Source organism: Serinicoccus sp. JS2-9, assembly GCF_059025165.1.
The window spans coordinates 2,006,876-2,019,024 of the sequence record NZ_CM180091.1 but is presented as its reverse complement, the minus strand read 5'-3'; the positions used below and the strand labels follow the sequence as shown (position 1 = coordinate 2,019,024).

General features: G+C 67.4%; 10 protein-coding genes. 6 read left to right on the top strand and 4 right to left on the bottom strand.

Translation table 11 applies throughout. The features are described 5' to 3' along the window. Positions 1–170 precede the first annotated feature (170 nt). Positions 171–1,601 carry a M1 family metallopeptidase gene (locus tag AC5PYY_RS09835; RefSeq protein WP_493896636.1) on the top strand — a complete coding sequence of 477 codons (1,431 nt, stop codon included), beginning with the start codon at positions 171–173 and terminating at the stop codon, positions 1,599–1,601. Positions 1,602–1,748: 147 nt separating this feature from the next. Here the strand turns inward: AC5PYY_RS09835 and AC5PYY_RS09830 are convergent, their stop codons facing one another. From AC5PYY_RS09830 to AC5PYY_RS09820, 3 genes are all read right to left on the bottom strand, one after another. Next, positions 1,749–2,366: a hypothetical protein gene (locus tag AC5PYY_RS09830; protein WP_493896635.1), complete on the bottom strand. Its 618-nt coding sequence runs from the start codon at positions 2,364–2,366 to the stop codon at positions 1,749–1,751. A gap of 234 nt (positions 2,367–2,600) precedes the next feature. Further along, positions 2,601–3,074 (bottom strand): cupin domain-containing protein, encoded by a 474-nt coding sequence (locus tag AC5PYY_RS09825; RefSeq protein ID WP_493896634.1) that lies wholly within the window; start codon positions 3,072–3,074, stop codon positions 2,601–2,603. 82 nt (positions 3,075–3,156) lie between these two features. Continuing rightward, a complete protein-coding gene (locus tag AC5PYY_RS09820) occupies positions 3,157–3,351 on the bottom strand; it encodes a hypothetical protein (protein ID WP_493896633.1) in 195 nt (64 codons plus the stop codon). Between the two features lie 298 nt (positions 3,352–3,649). Between AC5PYY_RS09820 and AC5PYY_RS09815 the strand changes: the two genes are divergently transcribed. From AC5PYY_RS09815 to AC5PYY_RS09805, 3 genes are all read left to right on the top strand, one after another. After that, the gene (locus AC5PYY_RS09815) at positions 3,650–5,158 is read left to right on the top strand and encodes a DUF5129 domain-containing protein (protein ID WP_493896632.1); all 1,509 of its coding nucleotides are present in this window, start codon (positions 3,650–3,652) and stop codon (positions 5,156–5,158) included. Between the two features lie 71 nt (positions 5,159–5,229). Next, complete coding sequence (locus AC5PYY_RS09810; protein WP_493896631.1) at positions 5,230–6,759, top strand: plasmid pRiA4b ORF-3 family protein; 1,530 nt, start codon at positions 5,230–5,232, stop codon at positions 6,757–6,759. 39 nt (positions 6,760–6,798) lie between these two features. After that, entirely contained in the window at positions 6,799–7,989 is a 1,191-nt protein-coding gene (locus tag AC5PYY_RS09805) for an ROK family protein (protein ID WP_493899356.1), read from the top strand. A 131-nt stretch (positions 7,990–8,120) separates the two neighbouring features. Here AC5PYY_RS09805 and AC5PYY_RS09800 read toward each other — a convergent pair whose 3' ends face one another. Next, on the bottom strand, positions 8,121–8,432 hold the full coding sequence (locus AC5PYY_RS09800) for a hypothetical protein (RefSeq protein ID WP_493896630.1): 312 nt from the start codon (positions 8,430–8,432) through the stop codon (positions 8,121–8,123). 110 nt (positions 8,433–8,542) lie between these two features. On the opposite strand from AC5PYY_RS09800, the gene AC5PYY_RS09795 reads away from it, so the two are divergent. Beyond that, positions 8,543–9,865: a DNA cytosine methyltransferase gene (locus tag AC5PYY_RS09795; protein WP_493896629.1), complete on the top strand. Its 1,323-nt coding sequence runs from the start codon at positions 8,543–8,545 to the stop codon at positions 9,863–9,865. Positions 9,866–9,874: 9 nt separating this feature from the next. Beyond that, the gene (locus AC5PYY_RS09790; protein ID WP_493896628.1) at positions 9,875–10,738 is read left to right on the top strand and encodes an NgoMIV family type II restriction endonuclease; all 864 of its coding nucleotides are present in this window, start codon (positions 9,875–9,877) and stop codon (positions 10,736–10,738) included. The last annotated feature ends 1,411 nt before the right edge of the window (positions 10,739–12,149 follow it).

The following is a 12,149-nucleotide window of genomic DNA, read 5'->3' as shown; positions in this document are numbered from 1 at the left end:
CCGTGGGGCGGCAGGCAACCGTGGGGCCAGGGCTGACATGCCACCCCCGCGAGCCAGCGCGCAACCCGGCGGCCAGCGCCTGAGGTGAGCGGGCGGCATACCGAGGAAAGACCTCTTGACGCAGCCCCGGCGACGGGGAAGGCTGGCCCTCCCGAGTCTGAGGAGCCCCTATGCATCGCCGCACGCTGACCTCCGCCCTGGCCGCGAGCGCCCTGCTCGCCACGCCCCTGGCGACGAGCGCCGCTACCGCAGCCCCCGACCGCCAGGCTGATCCCGGCTTCGTCGAGGGTGCCGACGGCGCGGGTGACCCCTATCTCCCGCAGGCGGGCAACGGGGGCATCGACATCAGGCACTACGACCTGGAGCTGCGCTACCAACCGCCCGGGCCGGCTCCGGCACCCCTGGCGGGTGAGCTGGAGGGCACGGCGACGATCTTCCTGGAGGCGACCCAGGACCTCAAGACCTTCAACCTCGACCTGCGCGGCCTCACCGCGACCCGCGTCGAGGTGGCGGGGCGAGAGGCGGACTTCTCCCAGGACGGCGGCAACGAGCTCACCATCCGGCCGGCCGCGGGCCTGCGCGAGAACCGCTCGGTGCGCGTCATCGTCGAGTACGGCGGCACGACCGGCCGGCCGACCGACCTCGAGGGCGCGCTCTACGGCTGGGTCACCACCCGGGACGGCGCCATGGTCGTGAGCCAGCCGGACGGCGCGGCGACGTGGTTCCCGACCAGCGACCACCCGACCGACAAGGCGACCTACGACTTCGACATCACGGTGCCCGAGGGCCTGGTCGCGGTCGCGAACGGACGGCTCGTGCGCGACCGCACGAAGGACGGCTGGACCACCTGGACCTGGAAGGCGCCGGACCCGATGGCGGCCTACCTCGCGACGGCGTCGGTCGGCAACTACGTGCTCAACGAGTACCGCACGCCCAGCCGGGTGCGGATCATCGACGCCGTCGACGCCGACCTGGCGCCGTCGGCCTCGGAGAACCTCGCGCTCACCGGCGAGATGATGACCTTCTTCGAGGGACTCTTCGGCGACTACCCGTTCGTCGCCTACGGCGCGATCGTCGACGACGACACGGTCGGGTATGCCCTCGAGACGCAGACCCGCTCGTTCTTCTCCCGCCGTGCCAACGAGTCCACGGTGGCCCACGAGCTCGTGCACCAGTGGATCGGCGACGACGTGTCGGTCAACCGCTGGGCCGACATCTGGCACAACGAGGGGTGGGCGACCTACGGCAGCTGGCTCTGGGAGGAGGAGCAGGGCGGCCGCACCGCGCAGCAGCGCTTTGACGGCGTCATGTCGACCCCGGCCGGCAGCTCGTTCTGGGACCTCCAGCTCAGCGACCCCGGCCCGCTCAACCTCTTCCACCCGGCGATCTACAGCCGCTCCGCGGCCATGCTGCACGCGCTGCGTGCCGAGATCGGCGACGAGGCGTTCTGGGAGCTGACCCGCACCGTGATCGACGACTACGCGGGTGAAGACATCTCGACGCAGGAGTATCGCCAGCTCGCCGCGGACATCTCCGGCCAGGACCTCGACACCTTCTTCGAGGTCTGGCTTGACACGCCGGAGAAGCCGACCACCTGGTGAGGGATGGCCGGCCCCCGCGTCACGGTGCGGGGGTCGGCCGTTCCCCTTCCCCTCACCCCGCGGTCCCGCGCGGGGCGTCAGGCACGATCACTCCGAGGCTAGTGCGGCTCTGAGCTGCAGGTCAACGGTCTGCCGCGGCGGCAGAGGTCAAGGACAGCTGCCCTCCAGCGTGCCGTCGACGGCATCGGCCGGGTCGAAGGACTCGGAGTCGATCATGGCCATCTCGGCGCTGACCTGCGTGCCGTCCAGCTGGAGGAACTCCCCCTCGTCGGCCGAGCGCAGCGCGACCGTCGGTTCCTCGAAGTTCTCGATGTCGTCCAGCGTGATCGAGTGCCCCCAGTCGTCGATCGTGACGTAGAGCTGCACGCCGTCCTGGATCCCCGTGAGCACGAACTCCGCACCCTCCTGCCCGGTCTCCTCCTCGCCGAGCGCGCACAGGACGGAGTCGAAGGTCCAGCTCTCGTCGCCGACGGTGAGGGTCGCCCCGCCCCCGCCGCGGGCCTCCTGGGCCTCCTCGAGGTCGGCCGCCATCTCCTCGGCCATCTCATCCGCGGCAGCGGCGACCTCCTCGTCAGAGGTCGCGGTGGCCACGGCCTCCATGGCGGTCTCGACGGCCTCGGGGGTGGTGGCGTCAGCGGCCGGGTCCGACGTGCCGGAGTCTGCGGACTCGCCGCCGCACGCGCTGAGGGCCACCAGCGCTGACGCCGCCAGGACGCGCGCGAGGTGGAGTCGGCGGATCGGGCGGTATGGCGTGGTCGAGGACATGAGGGCCTCCAGGGTAGGGTCACGGGTCGGGAGTGAGAGGCCCCCCGGCTGCTGCAGATACATCGTCCGGGCGCACGACCCCGCTCGGCACGGTCCACCCCGCCCTGACAGGTGACCGCTCCCGATCACACCCGAGGGCGTGGTAACCCTGTGAGGTCGTGGTAAGTCTGTGCCGTCATAGCGACACGGCCTTACCACGACCACACACAGTTACCACGCCCCTCGCGAGCGGGCTCAGGCCTTCTGGTCCTCCTCGCCCGACCCGGGCTGCACCGTCCACTCCGGCGGGACGTCCTTGCCGGACTCCTCATCGCGCTCGGCGTCCTCGAAGGTCTCCTGCACGAGACCCTTGGCGTGGTGCGTCGGCGCGTAGACGGCATACAGACGCATGTCGTCGTCCCCGGTGTTGATGACGTCGTGCCACGTGCCGGCGGGGACCTGGATCGACCAGCCGTCCGAGACGTCCTGCTCGAAGCTCAGGTCGTCCTCGGCCGGGCCCATGACGCAGCGGCCCTGCCCCGCGTCGAGCCGCAGGAACTGGTCGGTCTCCGGGTGTGCCTCGAGGCCGATGGACTGGCCGGGCGGGATCGACATGAGCGTGACCTGGAGGTACTTCCCCGTCCACGCCACGGAGCGGTAGGCGGAGTTGTCCCTCGTCTCGGTCTCGATGTCGAAGGCGTTCGGCTCGGGGCCGTTGTCGGTGACCATGCGTCGTCCTTTCATCCGGGTATGCCGTGCGCTCCCAACCTAGGTCGTGGGCCGGGCGACGGCACCCGGACGGGCGATCGGCTCAGCGTCGGGGCCGGCGCAGCAGAAGCCACCCCACCACGAGGGGAACGGCACCCAGCAGCGCGGGACCGAAGGCATACCCGATGCGGTAGCCCATGTCGCCCCCGGGCGTCGCGAACACGGCCACGAGCCGGATCAGCGCAAACACCACGAACAGCCCGCCGAGGACCACCAGCGACCACCCTTGCGGCCCCACGACACCCTCCGCCCGAGGGCGCCGGCGCCTGGCCCGGGTAGACCGGCTGCCGCTGCGGCTGACGCGGCGCAGCTTCGGGCGGTGGCCCCCACGGGTTCGCCGGCTCACGAGGCGCATCAGGTTGAGGTGTTCCCCCGGTCTCACTCATGAGCGACACTGTAGGCACCGTCGTGGCGGGCACCAAACCCGCGTCGGCGAGCCTCGGTCGGGGCAGTGCACCACGATCTCGGCCACGCGACGGACCCAGATCCCTCGCCTGGCCGATGCGCGTCCCCGCACCTCTCGGCACAGTGGAGGTATGACGTTCACACCAGAGGCCACGACGACCACCGCGTCCTCCCGTGGCGTGCCCAACGCCGTGCGGGCAGCGATCGGAGGCGTTGCACTGCTCGCCGTGGCGGGTGGCAGCGTGGCGCTCTACACCGCCTCGCAGCCGGCCGAGCTGGCACCGACCTCGATCACGATCGACGACGAGGCGGGGATCCTCGACGTCGCTGCCGTGGAGGCATCGGTCGAGGACGTGGACTTCTACGAGCCGACCGACGTGGCCGTGCTGACGGTGGCCGGTGATGCCGACGACAACAACGAGAACGCGCTCAACGACGCAGCGCTGGCGCATGCCCGCGAGACGCGGCCCGAGTGGCTCAGCGCTGACGGTCAGACCTGGGCCGACGACCTCTACCTCTTCGCCGTGGACCCCGAGGGCCGGCTGGTCGGCACCTACTTCGGCGAGAACCGCGAGGTGGGCGAGGGAAGCCAGGAAGACATCCAGGAGGCGACCAAGGACGACCTGCGCGCCGGTGAGTGGAGCGAAGGCGCCATCGCGGGTGTCGAGGAGGCGGCCGGGCGGATGAACGCCCCCTTCATGCGCACCGCGGGCGGCATCGTGCTGCCGGTCATGGCGGGTCTCGCCGCGCTGGCCGGCTTCGGCACCTGGTGGGGCGTCGGCGCCAACCGGTCGCGGAAGAGCCGCGCCATGATGGACGAGGCGCGCGAGCGGCGGGCCAGCATCGACGCGGAGGCGGCGGCGACGGAGCGGTATGCCTTTGGCATCCCCGAGGAGTCGCGCTACGGCTTCCAGGTGCTCCGTCGGCTGGACGACTACCGGCGCGGGGTGCGCGAGCTGGACCAGCTCGGGGCCGAGGCCGAGGCGGTGCCTCCGGCGAAGCACAACCGGAGGGACGTCCTGACTCAGCTCACGGCATACCGTGACAAGGCGCGGGAGCTGGACCACCTGGACGATGCGATCGCCGACACGGCGATCCTGCTCAACCGGGAAACGTCGTGGCCGGACGCGTGGGAGCGTCAGGTCTCGCCGCTGCGGGAGGACCTGGAGAAGGTTGAGCCGCTGCTGACCGAGGAGGCGCAGGACGAGGTGCGCGAGCTGCCGGAGGCGTATGCCTTGCGGGAGTTCGCCGCGACGGCGCTGGCCCGGCTGGACGAGATCGGCGTTCGGTTGGGCAGCGCGCAGCTCTCGCCGGACGACGGCCTCGACGGGCTACGCGCCACGCGGGACGAGCTGACCGAGCACCTCGAGACGCTGGCGGACCGGGTCGTGGAGACCGTCGGGAGCAGCGACGACGAGCGCCAGACGCTGCGCGCGGCGATGTCCAAGGAGCGTGCCGGTTATCGGGCCGCGCCCTCGATCATCGGCACGGCCTATCCGGCGTGGGGCTTCTATCCCGTGGTTGCCTTCGGCAGCGGTATGTCGAACGGCACCACCGAGATCACGCAGGCCAGCAGCGGTGGGTCGGCGAGTTACAGCAGCGGTGGATTCAGCGGCGCGGGGAGTTCGTCCAGCTTCTGAGGTGTGGCCGCAGATCCGTGACGGTGGTCCGGCTCCCGTAGGCTCCGGGTGACCGAGCGTGAGGAGCGAGTGTGAGTGACCACCTGCCGGACGACATGCGGCGAGCCGTCGCCTCGATGACCCCGGGGGAGCTACAGCGGCTGCTCGCCGGAGTCGTCGGCGCGGGTGGGGCTCTGGGAGGCGGTCTCTTCTCCCGACCGAGAGTGGAGCCGGTGACGCTTCCGGCACCACCCGAGATCGACACCGTCATCACCGTGAGAGTTGATGTGGACGACGTCAAGCCTCCGGTATGGCGTCGCCTCGAGCTGCGCGGCGACCTCATGTTGGACGAGGTGCACGAGATCCTGCAGGCAGCCTTCGGTTGGCTGGATGGGCACCTGCACCGCTTCTGGCCGGGCCCGGCCAAGCAGGTCTGGACCGGACCGTTCTTCACGACGCCGATGGACGAGATCGAGCCGGACGACGAGGGGATGCAACCCGAGGACGAGGTCCGTCTCGATCAGCTCCTCCGGACGCCCGGGGACCGGCTGTTCTACACCTACGACTTCGGTGACGACTGGACCTGCACCCTCAAGGTGGAACAGGTCCAGCCGCTGGACACGGACGACGACGCACCGAGCGCCGTCTGCACAGCGGCGCGGATGGCGGGGCCGCTCGAAGATTGCGGCGGCCCACCCGGCCACCAGGAGTTGGTGGATGCCTTCCGCGCCGGAGGGCTCGCGGCCCTGGACCCCGACCTGCGGGAGTGGGTGCCGCCGGGCTGGGACCCGTTCGATGAGGACCCCGCGTCGGTCAACGAGCGGCTCCGGCTCGTGGGGATGACGCAAGCCGAGCTGATGGCGGAACTGGAGTCGGGAGACGAGAGGGTCGAGTGGCCAGTCGCCTTGGAGCCCTTGCTAGACCTAGCGCTGCCTGATGTGCTGAGCGAGCTGGCGACGCTGTGCCGCTCCGCGCAGGACGCGACCCTGCACGGCGAGCTCACCGCCGAGGACTTCGCCGCCCTTGCCCGGCCCTACCGCTACCTGATCGAGCTGGCTGGCGATGACGGCATACCTCTGACTCAGGCGGGGTGGATGAAGCCCGCTGCCGTGGAGCAGATTTTTTGCGGCCTCGGGTTCGCGAACGACTGGATCGGCAAGGGCAACCGCGAGGACCTGACGCCGCCCGTCGCGGACCTTCGGGAACGCTGTCAGCAGGTCGGGCTGCTGCGTAAGCACAAGGGTCGGTTGCTTCGCACCGCTGCTGCGCGTCGGCTGCGCAGCGACGAGGAAGTGGCGCGCCACGTCGCCGGACGCCTCCTCCAGGACAAGAACGACCTGGTGACGGCTGCCCGGGCGCTCTTCGCGCTCGTGAGTGCGCGGGACGGTGAAGCCAGCTATGACCACCAGGTGCCAGTGGCGGATCTCATGACGCGTTGCGGGCTGCGCACAACTCCACTAGGGGTCGACCCAGATCACGCGCTCGAGTGGTGCCGCCCGGTGTGGCGCGCGCTGTCGGACGCCTCCGGGCTTCGGCGGCTCCGCGATGCGCCCGATGAGCAGAGCCAGCGTCGGGTGGCTGGCCTGGCGAGACTCGCGTTGTGGAGTGAGGGAGAGGGCTGAAGCCCCTGCGCTGCACCTCGACTGGCTCGGAGGACGTCCCTGAGCGCGACCTCGGCGAGAGGCGTTCGATCCGACTCGGGGCGCCAGAGCGGATCAGGGGATGGGGGCCGGCGCACTTCAGCCCCCGCCCAGCTCGCGGAGGAGACCGGGATGGCCCGGTTGACGATCGCGGCGCGCGTCGACGTGCTGCTGCGGATGGGGCTGGTGGCGCCGGTGGGCGGGGCGCGGTCGACCGGCGGGCGGCCGCCGGCGCTCATCGCGCTGATCCCGGCGGCGCGCGTCGTGGCGGGGGTCGACGTCGGCGCGACGCACGCCGTGGCGGCGCTGACCGACCTGGGCGGGAAGGTGCTCGGCGAGCGGCGGGCCACCCTGGACGTGGCTGAGGGGCCGGAGGTCGTGCTCGGCTGGGTGACGACGGTGATCGGTGAGCTGCTGGAGGAGGCGCGGCGCCCGGTCTGCGACCTGGCGGCGGTCGGCATCGGGCTGCCCGGCCCGGTCGAGCACTCCTCCGGTCGGCCGATCAACCCGCCGATCATGCCGGGGTGGGACAGGTATGACGTGCCCGCTCACCTGCAGCGGACGTATGCCGTGCCCGTGCTCGTCGACAACGACGTCACCGTCATGGCGCTGGACGAGCGGGGCGCCTACCTGCCGGACGTGGACGACCTGATCTTCGTCAAGGTCGCGACCGGCATCGACGCCGGGATCATTTCAGGCTCACGGCTGCAGCGGGGCGCGCAGGGCACGGCGGGGGACCTGGGGCACGTGCGGGTCAGCAGCGGCAAGAGCGTCATGTGCCGGTGTGGCAACGAGGGGTGCCTCGAGGCCATCGCGGCTGGGCCGGCGCTGGCTGCTGCCCTGGCGGCGGGAGGCGTGGGGGTCGACTCGACGGCAGGGGTGGTCGAGCTGGTGCGCGCAGGGAACGCCGCGGCCGTGCACGAGGTGCGGCGGGCCGGGCGTGACATCGGCGAGGTGCTCGCCACCATGGTCAACCTCATGAACCCCTCTGCCGTGGTGATCGGCGGACGCCTGGCGGATGCCGGCGAGCACCTGCTCGCGGGGATCCGGGAAGTCGTCTACCAGCGGTCCTTGCCGTTGGCGACCGAGCACCTGCGGATCGTAGCCTCCAAAGCGGGGGCGCAGGCTGGCGTGCTGGGCGCTGCCACCATGGCAGCCGAGCACGTGCTCTCCCCCGAGGCGATCGAGGCAGCCAGCCTCGGCGTGGCTTGACGAAACAGGCTAACCGCTCTGCGGTTGCCATCCGCGTCGACGCAGGGCCTCGGTGACTCGCGCAACCGAGCCATCGGGATCAGCCCGCAAGTCGAGGTCCCAGACCCGCACGACTGCCCAGCCACCCGCCTCTAAGTCCGAAGTCGCACGCTCATCCCGGCGCCGGTTGCGGGCGATCTTCTCCGTCCAGTATCGCTCGCCACGCGCTCCTTCGGCCACACATCCGGATGACCGTGCCGATAGGCACCATCGACGAAGACAGCCACTCGCCAACGGAGAAACGCAAGGTCGGGCCGACCAGGCAAGTCCTTGCGATGCAGCCGATACCCCGTCGCCCCGGCGGCGCGAAGAAGTCGCCGCATCTCCAGCTCGGGCTTGGTGTCACGACCGCGGATGGCTGCCATGTTCCGCGACCTGCCCACGGCGCTGAGATGGTCCGCCATGCTCCCCAGCCTGTCACGCAGAGGTGTGTCAGAGCACTGCGCTTGGCTCGCGTAATCGAACACACGTGCGACACCTTGTCACGGTGTGGCAGCATCATGAGGGAGGAAACATGCGGCACAATCAGGGGGAGACCCTTCCAGGCATCGAGCCAGCAGGACCAGTGAGCAGGAGCAACGTGAGCGAGACGGTTGTCGAAATCTGCGCGGGTGCGGGCGGCCAGGCGCTCGGTTTCGAAAAGGCCGGCTTCGAGCACAAGCTCGCTGTGGAACTTGATCACTGGCCCACGCAGACACTCCGCAGCAACCGGCCACACTGGGACGTTCGACAGGGCGACGTTGCCGACAGGTCGGTATGGAACCCGTCGGACTTCCATGGGATGGACCTTCTCGCGGGCGGAGTGCCATGCCCGCCCTTCTCAGTCGCTGGCAAGCAGCTAGGAACTGGGGACGAGCGCGATCTCTTCGCCTGGGCCGTCGAGCTGGCCGCCGAGATGAGACCACGCGCTCTCATGCTCGAGAATGTCCGAGGCCTATCCCTACCTCGCTTCGCCGCGTACCGACAGGCCGTCCTCGATCGACTTGCTGAGCTCGGTTACGTCGCCGATTGGCGACTGCTCCAAGCTTCCGATTTCGGTCTTCCGCAGCTCCGTCCGCGCTTCATCTTGGTTGCCCTGAAGCCCGAGGACTCCGCGTACTTCCATTGGCCTGTGCCTACCGACTGTCAGGCGACAGTTGGTGACACCCTCCGCGAACTCATGGGCGAAAACGGTTGGGCGCACGCCCATGAATGGGCCGAGGCCGCCAACGGCGTTGGACCGACCATTGTCGGAGGCAGCAAGAAGCACGGTGGCGCGGACCTAGGCCCCACACGAGCACGCAAGGCTTGGAGTCTCCTTCACGTAGACGGTCGCGGAGTCGCAGACGAGGCACCCTCGACGTCGGCTCCCCACTTTCGCGCGCAGCCTCCCCGCCTAACCACAACGATGGTGTCCCGCCTGCAGGGATGGGAAGCGCAGGACAAGTGGGGCTTCGCGGGGCGCAAGACTGCTCAATACCGTCAGATCGGCAACGCATTTCCTCCGCCGCTAGCCCAGCGTCTCGGCCAGTCCATCTTGCACGCGCTCCGGCACACCACCTCCGTGTCTCAGGGGCCAACATTGGTATCCGTCCAGGATCCGATCTATCGAGCCTTGCGGGACAGTGACCGCCCCCTCTCGGTGAGTGACTTGGTAGACCTGATAGGAGCGAATGCCTCGGCCCGAGACATCCAGCGGAGCCTCGACCATCTATCGTCAGATTTTGAGATGGATGTCGTTCAACTACCAGAAGGTCCGGCCTACAGGCTTAACGGATTTCGTGCATTCGTTGGTCAGGCTACGCACGATCGGCATGCCGCCTTCACTGACCCCTCGGCGCGCTCGCGCGTCAGCTAGGTTTCGGACGTGACCGCTTATTTAACGGAAACCCGCAATGCCTTCCATCGAGTGCTCACTGAGCGACATACGTTGTGCCTCAACGAGGCAGGAGTCGCCTCCAACGCCGACGGCTCCCAAGCAACCAGCCGATTCATTGCAGCCCACATCGCCGCTGCGCTCGACGCGCCAACGGTCGCCAAGAAGCTTGATGGACAAAGGGCAGGAACCCAGTTTGAGCAGGCAGTCCGCTCCTTCCTGGACTCAACAATTCGCGATTTTCCTATGCTCCGTCCCGGCGTGTGGTCAGTTGAGCAGGTGGGCAACCAGCGTGCCATCAACCACATAGCCCAGTACGAGCCATATCGGCACCTGGACGACCTCGCAGCGGCGGTGCAGCGTCAGCGGGAGTTGGCTTCAGTGCTGGGCAATAGTTATGAGATCTCCCCCGACGTGCTTGTCGTCCGACAACCAGAGCCGGATAACCACATCAACGCGGAACGGCGCCTCGTCGACGAAGTGAGCGCCCGACGGACCATCATCCGCGATGCCAATCAGAGCTTTGGCATCATCCACGCCGTGGTCTCATGCAAGTGGACCCTCCGCTCGGATCGTGCCCAGAACGCACGCAGCGAAGCGCTGAACATGATCAGGAACCGCAAGGGACGGACCCCGCATATCTCGGTCGTCACAGGAGAACCGACCCCTTCGCGCTTGGCCTCTCTCGCCTTGGGCACTGGCGACGTCGACATGGTGTATCACTTTGCACTCCCCGAACTTGAAGAAGCTGTATTATTCAGTGGCAATGATGAGGCAATCACCATGCTCGAGACTTTGGTCAGCGGTAATCGGCTACGCGACATCTCCGATTTGCCACTTGATCTTACTGTTTAGCGTTTCCGCGCCCACCAGGGCGCTACACGAGAGTCGCTCTGCCAACCTCCACCCGACCGGCGTCCCAGCATGACCGTCACCAGACAGGTGCGGTTGCCGAGGAATCGCGTACTGGTTTCGGGAAAGGGCTAGGCTTCGTCGTGGCAGAACGTTTGAGGTATGGCACTCGCCTCGGCCTCGCCTAGAATTCTTCACATAGCAGTTAGGAGCGGGAAATCGGGCCGGATACGTCCCGAGGATGAAGTCGGCGAGGATGGGGTACGCTGAGACATGACTTGGATATCATCCACCTCCATTCAAACCGTTCTACAGGCTGCCAGGAATCAGTCCACTGCGAGCGCGACTGAGCTTCGTTCAGAATATGTAAGGTTCCGGGGCGGAGACCGCGTCGAAGTCATAGAGGTCCGCGACATCGCGTGGCTAACCCGATGCGTTGGCTACCTGAAGGCCATCTACTCCGATTCCGATCGGGACCCGTTCGACTTTTTCCTACGTGGACAGTCTGAGCTGTACGGCACGAGCATTCCGGCGGCTGCCTTTCGCCCAAGACCTGGTCAGCCAGCAGGACTTCGCCCCGAAACTGTGGCGAAGCATGTTTCAGCTGCAGGAGAATGGGCACCACATCCGGGCAAGGTCGGCAGATCGCCTAGTGTCTCGCGACGACATTCGGAGAGATTATTGCCAAAGGGGGTGCCGCGCTACGCTGCGGAACCTCTGCTCCAGCATTACGGTTGGGCCACAACGTGGATTGACGTTGTGGATAACATATGGGTTGCCCTTTGGTTCGCCTGTCATGATCTACGCTGGAGCAAGCGGTTCTTCCACTGCGTTAGGGCTGACCTAGGCAGAATGCCCGACCACGGGCCAATTCGGAACGATCATGATTACGTTTACGTAATCGCGGTTGGTCTTCGCGGAAATGGCAACAACGTCTTAGAGAACGGGACGGAGTTGAGAGGCCTCAGAACCTACAAGAATGGGCTACTCATAGACCTTCGGAAGTGCGTTCCATCTCAATATATCCGCCCCCACATGCAACATGGACTCCTGATTCGCGCCCAGGAATACGATGCCGAGAGGTTGCACTACCTAGCATTCCGGATCCCTCTTGACGTGGCTCTGTCTTGGCTCGGATCCAGTACTCCCCTGAGCGCTTACGGAATTTTCCCGCCGCCTTCCATCGATGAGGGCTATCGAGAACTTCAGCATTCGTTCTCACGCCTCGGCCACAGATACCGAGATTTGGCTTCATGTCAAATTGATTCTGTGGGACCAGGGTACTAACAATCTTCTCGCAGACGTCGCGAGGGCACGGGCTCGCGGTCGAGGCGTCGTCCTAGAGTTCTCTGTTGACTCAGTAGAGCTCTTCGACTTTTCCGCGCTGCGACGCAATGGAGAGAGTGATCGTTGT